This is a genomic window from Streptomyces sp. NPDC050439, assembly GCF_040655335.1.
Lineage (GTDB): Bacteria > Actinomycetota > Actinomycetes > Streptomycetales > Streptomycetaceae > Streptomyces.
Map to the genome: position 1 here is coordinate 334,792 of NZ_JBFAJT010000002.1, position 15,041 is coordinate 349,832.

Sequence of the window (15,041 nt, forward strand, 5' to 3'; positions counted from 1 at the left end):
AGCCCGCGGCCGCCCCGGCCGGCTTCCGCTCACGGCCAACCTGTTCGAGGCGCGCCACGGCCAACTCGGCGGGGCCTCACGGATCACCCCGGCCCGACCGAGCCCAGCCCGCGGCCGCCCCGGCCGGCTTCCGCTCACGGCCAACCTGTTCGAGGCGCGCCACGGCCAACTCGGCGGGGCCTCACGGATCACCCCGGCCCGGCCGAACCCAGCCTGCGATCACCCCGACCGACTTCCGCCCACGACCCACACGGCGGTGACCCAGCCACGGGCCGACCCGCCCCAAGTGCGCACAGCCCACGAGCAACGCAGCTGAAACCCACCCACGGTCACCCTGGCCAACTTCCGTCTACACCCCTCCGAGACGCGCCCGCGACCAACTCGACTGAGACCGGCCCGCGGTCACCCCGGCCGACTTCCGCCCACGGCCCCACCCGTCCAAGACCCGTCCGGGGCCGCCAGCCGCCTCCAATCCGGGCGGCACCCCTCCCCCGCCGATCCGTCCGAGACCCGCCCCTCAGCCAACCCAAGCGAGCGCACACCTCCTTACCGGCGAGTAGTATCGCGAGCCACGCTGCCCTGTGATGCCGAGCTGTCTGGAGATCCCGTGTCCGTGTCGCCACCTCACCCTGTGCTACCCTCCTCGCCCGGGTTTCTTCGCCTCAGTCGAGGAGTTCGGCGATGAGCCGCGTGCAAGTCGGCTCGGTCGTCGAGGACTTCACCCTGCCTGACGAGACGGGCACGTCCACGTCGCTCGCGGAGCTCCTGTCCGAAGGTCCGGTCGTCGTGTTCTTCTATCCGGCGGCCATGACTCCCGGCTGCACCGCCCAGGCCTGCCACTTCCGGGACCTGGCGGCGGAGTTCGCTGCCGTGGGCGCAAGGCCGGTGGGGATCAGCTCGGACGCGGTGGAGCGTCAGCGCGAGTTCGCGGGGCGGCACACCTTCGGGTTCCCCCTGCTGTCCGACCCGGAAGGCGTCGTACGCGGCCGGTTCGGCGTGGCACGCGGCTTCGGCCCCCTGCCGACCAAGCGGACCACCTTCGTCATCGGCACCGACCGGCGCGTGATCGAGGTGGTCCGCAGCGAGTTCAGGATGAGCGCCCACGCGGACCGGGCACTGGCGGCGCTACGGTCCGCCGCCGGTCGGGAGTAGGACGGCCGCTGCGGCTCAGCTGACATACCCCGTCTCGGGGCGCGTGGTGGAAGGCGGCCAGGCCTCTTCCGCCGCGTGCGCCGTGGGGTACGTGGGGAAGACCTGGCTCAGGCCCACCAGCGCGAGGACGCGGCTGATGCGCCCCGGCACCGCCGCCAGCGCGATGGCCGCGCCGGCGGCGAGGGCGTGGTTGCGGGCGGCGATCAGTGCGCTGATGCCGCTCGAATCGCAGAGGGTGATCCCCGTCAGGTCGATGACGAGCTGTTGGCCCCGCCGCAGGGCCAGTCCGGGCAGGACTCCGCGGAGCTGGGAGCAGCTCTCGTGGTCGAGTTCTCCCGTCAGTTCGACGACGGGCCCCGCGGCGGTGGTCCGGGTGCGGACGGCGAGCTGGGTCACTGCTGCTCTTCACTGGTCGGGAGGGGCACGCTGATGGCGAGGACGGCGGTGTCGTCCTCGACACCGGTGCCGAAGGTGTCGAGCAGGTCGCGGATCGCGGCGACGGTGTCCGGTGCGGTCGTCGGTGCCAGCGCCTGGGTGAAGTCGAGGAGGGCGTCGTCCCCGTAGCGGTCGTCGTCGGCGCTCGAAGCCGTGTGGGCCTCGGTGAGGCCGTCGGTGTACAGCAGCAGGGTGTCGCCCGCCGCGAGGCAGATGGTCGTGGTGGCGATGTGCGCGTCGGGCAGGACACCGACGAGCTGACCGCCGGGGGTGGGCAGCGGATCGGCGCTTCCGTCCGCGCGCATCAGCAGGGCCGGGGGGTGACCGCCGCTGGCCAGGGTGACGCGGAAGCCGCTCCCCTCGGGGTCGGGGGTGAGCAGTCCGAAGATGACCGTGCAGAAGCGGGGGTCGTCGCCGGTGTACTCGTGGTTGAGAACGGTGTTGAGGTTGGCGAGGACCGCGGCCGGATCGGGGTCGTAGACGGCAGCGGCACGCAGCGTGTAGCGGGCCAGGGAGGTGATGGCCGCGGCGGCGGCACCCTTGCCGCACACGTCCCCCAGGAAGAGCCCCCAGGTCCCGGCGGCGAGCGGGAACAGATCGTAGAAGTCGCCGCCGACCATGTCCGTGGAGGCGATGTGGTAGTGCGCGGCCACCTCAAGACCCGGCACGCTCACGAGCGTCGGGGGCAACAGTGTCCGCTGCAGAGCGGCGTTGAGCCGCTTGAGTTCCTCGCGCTCGCGTTCCGCTTCCTGCCTGGCGCGCAGCAGTTCGGTCTCGTACGAGCGGCGGTCACGTGCGTCGAAAACAGTTGTGCGGATGAGCAGCGGCTGCCCGTCGCTGCCGGTCTTGACCGTGGAGGTCACCAGGACGGGCAGGCGGCTGCCGTCGGCCGTCCTGAGTTCCAGGGCGACACCGCTGAGCTCGCCCTGCATCTGGAGCAGGGGCCCGAAGTGCGTCTCGTGGTAGAGCCGGCCGCCCACGGTCAGCAGGTCGGAGAACGCCTTGCGGCCCACCAGGTCCTCGCGGGCGTATCCGAGCCAGTCGAGCAGCGTCATGTTGATCTTGGCGATGGTGCCGTCGAGGAGCGTGGAGAGGTACCCGCACGGCGCGTGCTCGTACAGATCCTCGACGCTGTCCTCCAGCAGAGCGGAGAACGCCGCGGAGTCGCCCACGGACTGCTCCTCGCGCCGACCCCCTGGCCGATCCCCGGACTGCTCCCTTGGCTCCTCCCCTGACTGCTCCCCGGGCTCCTCCTCGGGATGTTCCCCCGGCTCCGAGGACTCGCCGCCCCCGCCGTCACTCGTCCTGCTCATCATCTCGCGCCCCCGACGAAGTCGGTGATCGCGGCGGCCGTCTCCTCCGGAGCGGCGAGCTGGGGACAGTGGCCGGTCGCGTTCAGGGTGACGAGACGGCTGCCGGAGATCCGGTCGTGGACGAAGGCTCCGACCTCCGGGGGCGCGATCGCGTCACGGGAGCACTGCGCGACCAGCGTGGGCACGCCGACCTTGGCCAGGTCTTCGCGGTTGTCGGAGAGGAACGTGACACGGGCGAAGACACGGGCGATCTCCGGATCGGTGCGGCAGAAGCTGTTGGTCAGTTCCTCGCCCAGTTCCGGCCGCTCGGGATTTCCCATGATCACCGGAGCCATGGCACCCGACCAGCCCAGATAGTTCGCGTCCAGCGAGCCGAGGAGTTCATCGATGTCCTCGGCGCTGAAGCCGCCGCGATACCCCTCGGCCGGATCGTCGATGAAGCACGGCGAGGGGGCGAGCAGCACCAGACCGGCGAACGCCTCCGGCTCCCGCACGGCGGCAAGGACACCCATCATCGCGCTCACCGAGTGACCCACGAACGTCACCGGGCCGAGCGCCAGCTCACGGCAGATCTCCAGCACGTCTTCCACATAGCCATCGAGCGAGGAATAGCGTTCCTCGCTCCACGCCGACATGTCGGAGCGCCCGGCCCCGACATGGTCGAACAGGACCACGGTGTGATCGCGCTCCAGGAGCGGCACCACGAGCCGCCACATGTTCTGGTCGCATCCGAACCCGTGCGCCAGCATCACCACCGGCCCTCCGGCCCGGCCGGTGACCGTCACATGATTTCTGCTCACTGCAGCCATGGGCCACATCGTCGCAGAATCCCCGCCGACTGCTTCATCGAAGCCGCCGTACGGCCCGTGCCTGGTCACGCCCTGTATCACCACCGCGCCAGCCGGCGCATCGCCCCACGAGGCCCGCGCCGCACGTCTGCACCACGTGTCCGCACGTCATTCCACTTGTGCCGGGCAGGGACGCGAAGCGCGGGGTGTCACCGGCGTGCGTCTGTCACCATGTTCTCGACTGCACTCGCTGGTGCGGCGCGGGACCCGGCCGCTGCTCGAACGGATCATCGATCTGGGCCAGAGCAGAATGTGACGCGTCCAGCAGGGTAAGGGAGCAGGAAACGGGGACGCAGGGACGAAGGTGGAGAGGAAATGGAGTCAGCCGGCAGCGGCAGCAAGGGGTCGACGGCAGCGCAGCTCATGGCTGTCGCCGTGCCGTTGAACGACGGGGACTCCTCCATCGCGGAAGCACGTCATCTCGCCCTCGACTTCCTCACCCGTGCCCAGGCGGACCAGGACGTCGACATCTCCGCCCGCGCGATGGACCTGACCCAGCTGGTGGTCAGCGAACTGGTCACCAACGCCCGTAAGTACGCCCCCGGGCCGATGCTGATGGAGCTGCGCATCGTGGACTCCACGGTGGCGGTGACCGTGCACGACAGCGCCCGTACGCGCCCCGTCGCACGCTCCGAGGACCCGCACAGAATCGGCGGGCACGGCCTGGAGATCGTCAAGGCCGTCGCCCAGGACTTCCAGGTCCAGCTCGAACCGGCGGGCAAGCGCGTCACCGCCCACATCGCCCTGGCCGGCGAGCCGGCCGCCGGTGTCCGGGGAGCCGGCATTCCCCGCACCGCCCACTGATCCGCTCACGGCGCGGGGTCGGAGCTGCCGTGGCTCTCGCCCTCGGTAGGCCGCAGGAGTGACACACGCGACGGCCGGGTACATGAGGCACCTCGCGGAACGGCGAGCGCGCTAGGTATCTGTACGAAACGTATCGCTGTACGAAACGTATCGAAACGTAGCCGCGCCCGCTCCCCCCTGCCCCCAGCCCCCGCCGAGAAGGAGAACCCCATGCCGGACAAGGCAACGGATGTCGTGGAGCTGATCCTCGACGATCACCGTCGGATGGAAGAACTGTTCCGCGCCATGCGCAGCGTGGAGGCCGAACGGGCAGAGGCCCTGCAGAAGTTCGCCGACCTGCTCATCGCGCACGCGCTCGCGGAGGAGGCCGAGGTCTACCCCGCCCTGCGGCGCTACCGGGACATCGACAACGAAGAGGTCGAGCACGGCGTCGAAGAGCACGAGGAGGGCAACGAGGCGCTGCTCGCCCTCCTCGAAGTGGACGACGTCGGCTCCGACGACTGGGACGAGAAGCTGGAGAAGCTCGTCGAGGCGGTGACCCACCACACCGACGAGGAGGAGCGCACGATCCTCAACGGCGCACGCGAGAACGTGGCCATGGAACGCCGCGAGGAATTGGGCACCGCTTTCACCAAGGAACGCGACAAGCACCTCAAGGCGGACTGCGGAAACATCGACAACGTCCGCCGCATCGTGAAGGACTGACATCCCTGGGAGCCCGCGCCCGGGAACCGTTTCATTCGCGTGGCGGCCAGCCACCACGGCCGGAACGGTTAAAGAACATTCCATGGAAAAAAACGCGGCCGGCCATTGCGTGCGTGTCCGGGGAGCCAACGAGCACAATCTGCGGAACGTGGACGTGGACATTCCCCGGGACGCGATGGTCGCCTTCACCGGCGTCTCCGGCTCGGGCAAGTCCTCCCTCGCCTTCGGCACGCTCTACGCCGAGGCCCAGCGCCGGTACTTCGAGTCCGTCGCGCCCTACGCCCGCCGGCTGCTGCAGCAGGTCGGTGCGCCGCACGTGCAGGAGATCACCGGACTGCCACCCGCCGTGGCGCTGCAGCAGCGCCGCGGGGCGCCCAGTTCACGGTCCACGGTCGGCACCCTCACCACGCTGTCCAACCTGCTGCGCATCCTCTACTCCCGGGCCGGGACCTATCCACCGGGCGCCGAGCGGCTTGAAGCCGAGGCGTTCTCGCCCAACACGTCGGCGGGTGCCTGCCCCGAGTGCCACGGGCTCGGCGTCGTGCACGACGTCACCGAGCAGCTGCTCGTCCCGGACCCGTCGCTGAGCATCCGGGACGGCGCCATCGCGGCCTGGCCGGGCGCCTGGCAGGGCGCCAATCTGCGCAGCATCGTGAGCGGCCTCGGCATCGACATCGACAGGCCGTGGCGCAGGCTCAAGAAGAAGGACAAGGAGTGGCTGCTCTACACCGACGAGCAGCCGTCCGTGCTCATCAAGCCCGAGCCGGGGCGCGTCGACTACGGCTATTACGGCAAGTTCTGGAGCGCCCGCAAGCACGTCATGCATGTCCTCGCCGACTCCAAGAGCGAGCGGATGCGCGACCGCGCCATGCGGTTCGTCCAAGGTGTGCCCTGCCCCGAGTGCGAGGGCAGCGGCTTGCGGCCCGAGGCGCTCGCGGTCACCTTCGCGGGCCATTCCATCGCCGAGGTCAACGCGATGCCGCTCGCCGAGGTCGCGGACCTGCTGCGGCCCGTCGCGGAACTGCCGGAGGCCTCGGCCGCCACCTCGTCCGCCCGGTCCGGGGAGAGCACCGAGGTCGCCGTACGGATCTGCGCCGACGTGGTCGCCCGCGTGGAGGTGCTGCTCGGCCTCGGGCTCGGCTACCTCAGTCTCGGCCGCCGCTCGACGACCCTCTCCCCCGGCGAGGCACAGCGCCTGCGGATCGCCACCCAGCTGCGCTCCGGGCTGTTCGGTGTCGTCTACGTGCTCGACGAGCCGTCGGCAGGGCTGCACCCCGCCGACGCGGAGCCACTGCTCGACGTCCTTGACCGGCTGAAGGCCGCGGGCAACTCGCTGTTCGTCGTGGAGCACGACATGGACGTCGTACGGCGGGCGGACTGGGTCGTCGACATCGGGCCCGGCGCGGGCGAGGCGGGCGGTCGGGTGCTCTACAGCGGTCCGGTCGCCGGTCTTGAGAAGGTCGAGGAGTCGGCCACCAGCAGCTACCTGTTCGGACGCGCCGAGCCGGTCGCCCACCGTCCCCGCAAGCCGCAGGGGTGGCTGCGCCTGCGCGGGGTGTCCCGGCACAACCTGCGGGACGTGTCCGTGGACGTACCGCTCGGCGTGCTGACGGCGGTCACCGGCGTCTCCGGCTCCGGGAAATCGACGCTGGTCACGCAAGTCCTCGCCGAGGTCGTGCGCGGCCACCTCGGGCTCGCGCCCGAAGAGGACGAGGAGCACGCGGAGCACGGGACGTCCGACGAGGCGGAGCTGGAAATCGACGTGCGGGACGCGGAGGGCCTCGAATCCTTCGACCGTCTTGTCCGCGTCGACCAGCGGCCCATCGGCCGCACCCCCCGCTCGAACCTGGCGACGTACACCGGGATGTTCGATGCCGTACGCAAGCTGTACGCGGCGACGGACGAGGCCCGGGATCGCGGCTACTCGCCCGGCCGCTTCTCCTTCAACGTCGCCGAGGGGCGATGTGAGACGTGCCAGGGCGAAGGCTTCGTCACGGTCGAGCTGCTGTTCCTGCCGGGGACCTACGCCCCGTGCCCGACGTGCCACGGCGCGCGCTACAACGCCGAGACACTCGAAGTGACCTACCGGGGCATGCACATCGCGGACGTGCTCGCGCTGTCCGTCGACGACGCCGCCACGTTCCTCGCCGATGTGCCCGCTGCCTCCCGGAGCCTCGAAACGCTCCGGGAGGTGGGCCTGGGATATCTGCGGCTCGGCCAGCCGGCGACGGAGCTCAGCGGCGGTGAGGCCCAGCGCATCAAGCTCGCCACCGAGCTCCAGCGGGCCCGCCGCGGCCACGCGCTCTACCTCCTCGACGAGCCGACCGCGGGCCTGCACCCCGCGGACATCGCCCTGCTGCTCCGCCAGCTGCACCGGCTCGTCGACGCCGACAACACGGTCGTCCTGGTCGAGCACGACCTCGACACTATCGCCACCGCCGACTGGGTCATCGACCTCGGCCCGGGCGGCGGCGACGCGGGCGGCCGGGTGGTGGCGACCGGCACCCCCGCCAAGGTCGCCCGGTCACGCCGCAGCGCCACCGCCCCCTATCTCGCACCGCGGTTGCGGCGCTCCTGAAGCGGACCCGGCGACGCGGGCGGTCCCCGGGTGTCTCGTCATCCGGCCCGCCCGGCCCGACGACGGGCTGATCGGTTAGAAAGGAGTGATCACCCGAACCCACCCAGAGGTCGTACGCACATGCCCGCCGCCGCAGCCCCCTGGCTGCTCCTCGCCGTCTTCTCCGGCACCCTGATATCCCTGCAAGCGCGCATCACCGGTGAGCTCGCCGCCGGGCTCGGCGGCGACGGTTTCGCGGCCGCGGTGATCTCGTTCGGCTCGGGATTCGTCGTGCTGACCCTGGGGCTCCTCGTCCTGCGCGGGCCGCGCCGCGGGGTCGGCCGGGTGATCGCGGACGTACGTGCCGGGCGGCTCAGGTGGTGGCAGGTGCTCGGCGGCTTCGGAGGAGCTGCCTTCCTGCTCGCGCAGGGGCTGACCGTCGGAGCGCTCGGGGTCGCACTGTTCACGGTCGCCATCGTCGCGGGCCAGGTCACCGGGGGCCTGCTCTTCGACCGGATGGGGCTCGGTCCCGCCGGACCGCAGCGGCCCACCCGGCGCGGGGTCGTCGGCGCGGTGCTCGTGCTCGCGGCCGTGGGGCTGTCGATGGCGGACAAACTGGGCGGCGGATTCCCCTACTTGATGCTGTTGCTGCCGCTGGTCGCGGGCGTGTGCGTGAGCTGGCAGCAGGCGGTCAACGGTCATGTGAAGAACGCCGCCGGGTCCGCGTACGCGGGGACGTTCTTCAACTTCGTCGCCGGTACCGCCGCGCTGAGCGTGATCTTCCTGGTGCACGCCGTGGCCGTCGGGGTGCCGTCCCGCCTGCCGACCGAGCCGTACGTCTATCTCGGTGGCCTGGTCGGCATCTCCTTCATCACCATCGCGGTCGCCACGGTGCAGAAACTGGGCGTCCTGCTCCTGGGACTGTGCACGATCACCGGTCAGTTGGTCGGTTCGCTGGCCCTCGACCTGCTGCTGCCGCACGGCGACACGGACGTCACGGCGGCCACCGTCGCGGGCGTCGCGCTGGCCCTGGCCGCGGTGGCACTCGCGGCACTGACGGGCACAGGGACGGGCCGGGTCGTCGCCTCGGGCAGCGCGGCGCGCACCCCGGAAGCGCAGCGAGTGGACGGCCCGCCCACGCGCTAGAGAGCCGGCGCCGCTTACCGCACCGGTCAGCCCAGGTCCACATCGGTGTGCAGCAGGTTGTGGTCCGAGTACGAGGTGAGGTGGACGCGGTGCCTCAGCGGGGCGATGCCTCGCAGAAAGACGTAGTCGAATTTGCTGAGCCAGTCGGTGGTCGGCTTGCAGGTGCCGGCGGCCGAGGGACGGCACTGCTCGTCCGTGTCCGCTGCCAGGTCCCATATGCGGGAGAGCTCGGGGGCCTCCGGCACGGCGTTGAAGTCCCCGAGCACGATGGCGCGGTCGTGCCGCGCGACGGCGGTGGCCAGCACACCGACCTGGTCCGCCCGGACCTCTTCCTGCTGGCGTTGGGCGAGGTGCGTGTTGAAGACCCGCACGGACCGCCCGCCCACCGTCGTGGTGACCGCCATGTACCCACGGTCCTCGGAGCCTCCGTCGGGGTACTCCACGTTCACGCGGTCGGTCATCGGCGCCGCCGAGAGGAGCGCCTGCCCGAAGCCTCCCGGGCTCCAGGGAACTCCCCCGCAGCGGCCCCAACTGCTCAGCACCGAGCCGTACTCGACGTGGTAGACCAGCCCGTGCAGGTACTCCAGGTAGTCCCGGATGCGTTGGACGTCACCCACGCACGCTTCCTGCAGACCGATGACCTGGGGCGCGTACGAGGCGATCTCCGCGGCCCGGTCCACATCGCTCTCCTCGCAGGGGTTGCAGATGTTCCACGTCATGACCCGGTTCGGCACGACATCCCGGACGGCGTCGACGGGCCGCGATTCGCCGAAGAGGGCGTAGTTCGGTGCGCTGGGACCGATGAGCACCAGGCAGGCCAGGGTCATGGCGCCCGCGAGCAACCTCGTGGACCTTGCGAGCACCATCGCCTCCTCAACATGGATGCACGGAGCATCCGCCGTCTCCACGCACGAGGTTAAGCGAGAGGCGCTTCACGGGTGGGGCATCATCCGGTACATCTCCTGTTGAGTGTTCTGTCCTCGTGAGTGTTCAGGACGCACAGCAGGACCCCGGCGACTTGATCGGACGAACAGCCTAGTGACAGGTGCACAGCCATGGCGGACGCGTACTACACGACGGAACAGTGCCCGAGCTGCGGCCGTCACACGGACGGCCTGTCCAACCGTTTCACCTGCACGGTCTGCGACACCGTCTGGACCTCCGGGATCTCCGAGTCGGTCGTCACCCTGGGCCCGCTGGACACGACGATCCTCTGTCCGCCTAGGCGCAACTGACATTCTCCGCCCTGGCCTCTGCGATGAGGAGCGCGATGTCGTCGGTGGTGTCCCCGTCGCGCAAGGCCTCCAGGAGATGGGTGCAGGTGGCCTGTAGGGGGCCGCTTTGGTCGAGGAGCCGCAGAAGCTCGTCCAGGCGTTCGTCGATGGTGTGGTGGCGGGTCTCGACCAGGCCGTCGGTGTAGAGGACGAGGCGGTCACCGGGATTCAGCTCCAGCTCGATGGTGCGGTACTGGGCGTGTCCGACGCCGAGGGGAGTGCCCTCGGGCAGGGCCAGCAGGCGCGGCGGGCCGCCCTGGGGGATCAGCACGGGGGGCATGTGGCCGGCGTTGGCGATGTGGCAGGCGTGACGGTGCGGGTCGTAGACGGCGTAGACGCAGGTCGCGATGTGCGTCTCCAGTCTGGCGGTGGTCGTGTCGAGGTGGCGCAGCACCTCGTCGGGGGGCATGGCCAGGTCGGCGAAGGCCTGGGTGGCGGTACGCAGGCGGCCCATCGTCGCGGCGGCGTCGATGCCGTGGCCCATGACGTCGCCCACGACCAGTGCGGTGCGGTCGCCGTCCAGAGGGATGACGTCGTACCAGTCGCCGCCCACCGCGCACGAGGTCTGGGCCGGCTGGTAGCGGGAGGCGATGTCAAGGCAGTGCAGCGGTGGCGGCGGCCCCGGCAGCAGGCTGCGCTGGAGGGTTTCCGCGGTGAGACGGATGCTCTGGTGCCAGCGGGCGTTGTCGATGGCGATGGCGGCCCGGTGCGCGAGTTCCTGGGCCAGCAGGACATCGTCGTCGTCGAAGGGTTCCGCGTTGCGGGCGCGCACCAGGTCCACGGCTCCCAGGACCTCCTGGTGGGCGGTGAGCGGCACCGCCAGGTAGGAGTGGACGCCGGAGCGGGCCAGGAGTCGGGCGGCGTCCGGGTCGCGGGCGATGTGCTCCAGGTCCGCCGCGCTGACATCGGCCACGAGTACGGGCCGGCCGGTACGGACGCACCGGGTGATCAGGCGGTCCGCGCGGTACGAGGCCAGGTCGCCGAGCTGGTCGGCGGCCACGGCCGCTTCGGAGGGGTAGGCCCTCGCCAGGCCCAGCGCCCTGAAGCGGCGCGGTCCTTCGCGATCGGCGCCGTGCCGCAGCTCGAGTGCCGAGTCGAGGATGTCCACCGCCGCGATGTCGGCCAGGTCGGGCACCATCACGTCGGCCAGTTCCTGGGCCGTCCGGTCCACCTCCAGCGTCGTGCCCACGCTCGCGGCGGCCGTGGCGAGCAGGGCGAGTCTGCGGCGTCCCCGCTCCGCCTCGGCTTCGGCACGGTGGCGTTCGGTGATGTCCACCACCGAGTTGGCCACCCCCATGAGCTGCCCGTGGGCTCCTTCCAGGCGGTAGTACGACACCGACCAGGCATGGTCTTGGTCCGGATCGGCGGGGGTGCGGCCCACGGCGTAGCGGTCGATGATCGGTGTCCCGGTGGCGAGGACCTCGCGCAGGCAGGACTCGATCTCCTCGACGTCGAGGAAGGTGAGGATGTCCCGGGGGTGGCGGCCGATGTGGTCGGCCGCCGACAGACCGTTGATCCGTTCCAGTGCGGGATTGACCAGGAGATAGCGCAGCTCGTGATCGAGCAGCGCGACTCCCATGGGGGACTGGGACACCAGCTTCTCGCACAGCGCCAGGCCCGTCTCCATACGGTGGAGCACCTGCCGACCGGCCGCGATCCCGAGTGCGTAGACCTCGCCGCCTTCGTCGAGCAGCCGCATGTTGCGGAACTCCACGAGTCGGTTGACGCCGTCCTTGTGGCGGACCGGGAAGGCCCCTGCCCAGCTCGTCCCGGTGGCCATCACCTCGGAGAACAGGCCGGCCGCCATATCGCGGTGCCGCCGGTCGACGAGCAGGTGCGCGGCGTAGCACCCCAGTGCCTCCTTGGCCGTATAGCCGAAGACCTCTTCGGCCTGCGGGCTCCACAGCACGATGCGCCCCGAGTGGTCCAGGACGACCGCGCAGACGCCCAGCAGGTCCATGAGCCCACCCGGCGGCACGGTCGCACCGAGGCCGTCGGCGTCGGATTCCGCTTCGCTGTCGCGCATGCCGGACACCTCCCGCCTCGCGCGCCCTGCCCATCGCCGGGACACGGCCCTTCCATGCTCACCCGCGCCTGACCGCAGCACTACCTGGCGGGGCTTTGGCGGCGGAGGCCTGAGCAGATGAGAGCGGCACCTCTGGCATATTTCCCAGGCCATAGCGCCTGGCCAGAGCCTTACTGAGCCCTGGGGGGCATATGCCAAGGTGTCGCGCCACTTCCCGTGAAGAGGCCGGGAAACCGTTAGTGATCTAGAGCCGGTACGGTCGATACGGCCGAGCGTCGAGCCGTTGCGCCGGCGTCGGGCCGCCGTCGGGCCGCACGTGCCCGAGGGTCGGTCGACAACTGCCTTTGCTCGAACGTCAATTCCGGCACGCCGGGGCGAAACTCCTTCAGGGCGGGCGGTGTTGGAAGCGACGGCATGCGGATGACCCGCCGCCCGCACCGGGCCCGGGAGCAAGGAGACGGAAGATCGCTGCACAAGTCGAGGGCCTCGACACTCCAGGAGAGACACCTCACGAGAGCCCCCCGGCCGTCCGCCCCCGAACCGCCGCACGCGCCGTGGCGTCGGCAAGGAGCCGCACCATGCTCCTGCGCGCCCTCGGCGCGGAGCCCGTGACAGCGGCTGCTGACGAGGACGGCCTTGGAGCGGCTGCTCACGAGGACGGCCTTCCGCACCCGGCCCTCCCCTCACCCCGTACGGCCACTCGGGTGCTCACGCCTGAAGACGCGTTCGACGCTCTGTACGTCTATGCCGCCCCTGGGTTGATCCGCCAGGCACACGTACTCACGGGGTGCCTCCGACTGGCCTTCGAATCCGCGGAACACGCGTTCCACCGGGCGTGGGACCACTGGCCCGAAGTCGCCCGGGACACCGACCCGGTGGGATGGGTGCGCATTCAGGCGCACGCCTACGCCCTGTCACCCTGGCACCGGTTCCGCAGACTGTTCCGCCGCCTCTCCCCGGCCCCGGACGACCCGCTGCTGCGCGCGATACTCGCGCTCCCTCCCCGGCAGCGGCGCGCGCTCATGCTGTGCGACGGGCTGGACCTGAGCGTGTCCGAAGCAGCCGCCGAGACCGAGGCCGGCACCGCCGCCACCCGCAGCAGACTGCTGCACGCCCGCGCGGCTCTCCGAGAACTGCGCCCCGACCAGCCATGGGAGGCGACGCGGGAATCACTCGCCGCGTTCCTCGAGAGCATGTCGGGCAGCACCGTGAGTCACCCGGCCTCCGTACGCGAGGACAGCGAGCGGCGCATCCGCATGCTCACGCACACCGTCTGGGCGGCGGTGGCAGGCCTCATCGCCCTTGTCGCGTACACCATCACGACCACGCCGTGACGGTCAGTTCGCGGCGGCCTCGCGGTACTGGGCGTTGAGGCGCTGGGCCTCTTCCAGCTGGTCCTCGAGAATGACGATGCGGCAGGCGGCCTCTATGGGCGTGCCCTGGTCGACGAGTTCACGGGCCCGTGCGGCGACGCGCAGTTGATAGCGCGAATAGCGGCGGTGGCCGCCCGCGGAGCGCAGCGGGGTGATGAGACGGGCTTCGCCTATGGCGCGCAGAAAGCCCTGGGCGGTGCCGAGCATTTCGGCGGCCCGGCCCATGGTGAACGCGGGATAGTCGTCGTCATCGAGACGTCCGAACAAGTCGGCTGCTGTCATCGCACCTCTCTGTACAACGCGTGGAGCGCTTGCACGCTTGAATGCCGGGACGCGTGGAGGGGCCCGGGTGCCATGTCTGCACCCGGGCCCCGAAGGAACTGCTACACCATCTGCCGACCCTGATACCGCGTCGGCCTTCTGTTTCCGTAGGCCCGACCGAACTGCCGCCGGGGGTACGGGGATCGCAGTTGCTTGACCGAAGACCACCTCACTATCGATGTCCTGCGGTACCCGGACTCAAAATGCCGTCCGGGCGATCCTGATGGCGCCTTGCTCCTCCGTTCTATCCCTCTGATCTTTCTGAGCGAGAACTGCGTACTGCTTGTACTGCGTACTGCTGTTACTGCGAACCGCTTGTGGCCTGTCGTAGCGCCACTCTTCGGCAGCCAGCCCCGTCGCCCCTCCTGCATCTGCTCTGGCTTAGAACCCCACTGCCGAACTTCCCGGTACGCGCGCCCGCAGCCGACGCCTTTACCGAGGGACCACTGACCAACACTGCGTTTCCTGCAACCTGCGATACCGCTCATGGCGGCCCCTGATCACTGCGGGCCACCCGGTCCGGTCGTCAGACCCGTCGCCGTCCTGCAACCGCTCTGGCTTCGAGACTCCACCACCGCACCGTCCTGCGAACTGCTGGCACTGCTCGTACTGCTGGTACTACCTGTACTGCTGCCCGGCAGTTCGTGTCTGCCGGGCCTTGCTCGATCTCGGCTACGAGAGAAACCATAACCACACCACTCCCCAATGTCTACTCTGGCCGACACAGATTTCCGCGTGTCCGACAGACAGGTAGTCGACGTCGCCCAGGGTCGGGGCAAAGGGTGCGCGGCGCCTTCAGGCCGCAGGCGCCGGCTTGGCTCCGAGGCGGACAGCGCCTACGACTGCTGCGACTCCGAAGGCGGCGACCGCAGCTGCGAGGGTCACGGCATCAGGCGCTCCCGCGCCGATCGTGGCTGCTGTGGTGCCGCCGATCGCGGCCGTCGAAACGGCGGTCAGAGCGGTGAGGCGCCTGGGGCTGGGGAGAGCGATCATGGGGGTTCCTTCCGTATTCGTGGCGTCGATGGATCTCGTGCCGCCACCACGACTGTGGGATTCGCTTACCCGCAGACACCATGAACAGGCCGCC

At 70.2% G+C, this 15,041-nt stretch carries 15 protein-coding genes; 8 read left to right on the forward strand and 7 right to left on the reverse strand.

From position 1 onward, the window contains the following. Positions 1-316, forward strand: a 316-nt coding sequence (locus AB0I66_RS08570) for a hypothetical protein (protein WP_363207013.1), incomplete at its 5' end; no start/stop codon positions are given. Between the two features lie 365 nt (positions 317-681). Further along, complete coding sequence (locus AB0I66_RS08575; protein WP_363207014.1) at positions 682-1,152, forward strand: peroxiredoxin; 471 nt, start codon at positions 682-684, stop codon at positions 1,150-1,152. A 15-nt stretch (positions 1,153-1,167) separates the two neighbouring features. Here the strand turns inward: AB0I66_RS08575 and AB0I66_RS08580 are convergent, their stop codons facing one another. The 3 genes from AB0I66_RS08580 to AB0I66_RS08590 all read right to left on the reverse strand — a co-directional run bounded on the left by AB0I66_RS08580 (position 1,168) and on the right by AB0I66_RS08590 (position 3,709). Beyond that, on the reverse strand, positions 1,168-1,548 hold the full coding sequence (locus tag AB0I66_RS08580; protein WP_363207015.1) for an STAS domain-containing protein: 381 nt from the start codon (positions 1,546-1,548) through the stop codon (positions 1,168-1,170). Then, positions 1,545-2,759: a SpoIIE family protein phosphatase gene (locus AB0I66_RS08585; RefSeq protein WP_363207016.1), complete on the reverse strand. Its 1,215-nt coding sequence runs from the start codon at positions 2,757-2,759 to the stop codon at positions 1,545-1,547. The genes AB0I66_RS08580 and AB0I66_RS08585 overlap by 4 nt, the downstream gene beginning before the upstream one ends. A 140-nt stretch (positions 2,760-2,899) precedes the next feature. Then, positions 2,900-3,709 (reverse strand): alpha/beta hydrolase, encoded by an 810-nt coding sequence (locus tag AB0I66_RS08590; protein WP_363207017.1) that lies wholly within the window; start codon positions 3,707-3,709, stop codon positions 2,900-2,902. A gap of 354 nt (positions 3,710-4,063) precedes the next feature. On the opposite strand from AB0I66_RS08590, the gene AB0I66_RS08595 reads away from it, so the two are divergent. The 4 genes from AB0I66_RS08595 to AB0I66_RS08610 all read left to right on the forward strand — a co-directional run bounded on the left by AB0I66_RS08595 (position 4,064) and on the right by AB0I66_RS08610 (position 8,960). Further along, positions 4,064-4,552 carry an ATP-binding protein gene (locus AB0I66_RS08595; RefSeq protein WP_363207018.1) on the forward strand — a complete coding sequence of 163 codons (489 nt, stop codon included), beginning with the start codon at positions 4,064-4,066 and terminating at the stop codon, positions 4,550-4,552. Positions 4,553-4,762: 210 nt separating this feature from the next. Beyond that, positions 4,763-5,257, forward strand: a complete 495-nt coding sequence (locus AB0I66_RS08600) for a hemerythrin domain-containing protein (protein ID WP_363207019.1) — start codon at positions 4,763-4,765, stop codon at positions 5,255-5,257. Positions 5,258-5,339: 82 nt separating this feature from the next. Continuing rightward, on the forward strand, positions 5,340-7,835 hold the full coding sequence (uvrA, locus tag AB0I66_RS08605; protein ID WP_363207020.1) for an excinuclease ABC subunit UvrA: 2,496 nt from the start codon (positions 5,340-5,342) through the stop codon (positions 7,833-7,835). Between the two features lie 120 nt (positions 7,836-7,955). Then, the gene (locus AB0I66_RS08610) at positions 7,956-8,960 is read left to right on the forward strand and encodes a DMT family transporter (RefSeq protein WP_363207021.1); all 1,005 of its coding nucleotides are present in this window, start codon (positions 7,956-7,958) and stop codon (positions 8,958-8,960) included. A 26-nt stretch (positions 8,961-8,986) separates the two neighbouring features. Here the strand turns inward: AB0I66_RS08610 and AB0I66_RS08615 are convergent, their stop codons facing one another. Beyond that, positions 8,987-9,826 (reverse strand): endonuclease/exonuclease/phosphatase family protein, encoded by an 840-nt coding sequence (locus AB0I66_RS08615; RefSeq protein ID WP_363207022.1) that lies wholly within the window; start codon positions 9,824-9,826, stop codon positions 8,987-8,989. Positions 9,827-10,015: 189 nt separating this feature from the next. Here AB0I66_RS08615 and AB0I66_RS08620 point away from each other — a divergent pair, with 189 nt between their 5' ends. Next, the gene (locus AB0I66_RS08620; RefSeq protein ID WP_363207023.1) at positions 10,016-10,195 is read left to right on the forward strand and encodes a hypothetical protein; all 180 of its coding nucleotides are present in this window, start codon (positions 10,016-10,018) and stop codon (positions 10,193-10,195) included. On the opposite strand, the gene AB0I66_RS08625 is transcribed toward AB0I66_RS08620, so the two are convergent. After that, positions 10,182-12,260 (reverse strand): SpoIIE family protein phosphatase, encoded by a 2,079-nt coding sequence (locus AB0I66_RS08625; protein WP_363207024.1) that lies wholly within the window; start codon positions 12,258-12,260, stop codon positions 10,182-10,184. The two genes, AB0I66_RS08620 and AB0I66_RS08625, sit on opposite strands and share 14 nt — an antisense overlap. A gap of 578 nt (positions 12,261-12,838) precedes the next feature. On the opposite strand from AB0I66_RS08625, the gene AB0I66_RS08630 reads away from it, so the two are divergent. Beyond that, positions 12,839-13,594 (forward strand): sigma factor-like helix-turn-helix DNA-binding protein, encoded by a 756-nt coding sequence (locus AB0I66_RS08630; protein ID WP_363207025.1) that lies wholly within the window; start codon positions 12,839-12,841, stop codon positions 13,592-13,594. Between the two features lie 3 nt (positions 13,595-13,597). On the opposite strand, the gene AB0I66_RS08635 is transcribed toward AB0I66_RS08630, so the two are convergent. Both AB0I66_RS08635 and AB0I66_RS08640 read right to left on the reverse strand, forming a co-directional pair. Further along, the gene (locus AB0I66_RS08635) at positions 13,598-13,915 is read right to left on the reverse strand and encodes a MerR family transcriptional regulator (RefSeq protein ID WP_363207026.1); all 318 of its coding nucleotides are present in this window, start codon (positions 13,913-13,915) and stop codon (positions 13,598-13,600) included. Positions 13,916-14,749: 834 nt separating this feature from the next. Beyond that, complete coding sequence (locus AB0I66_RS08640) at positions 14,750-14,947, reverse strand: hypothetical protein (protein WP_363207027.1); 198 nt, start codon at positions 14,945-14,947, stop codon at positions 14,750-14,752. Positions 14,948-15,041: the final 94 nt, after the last annotated feature.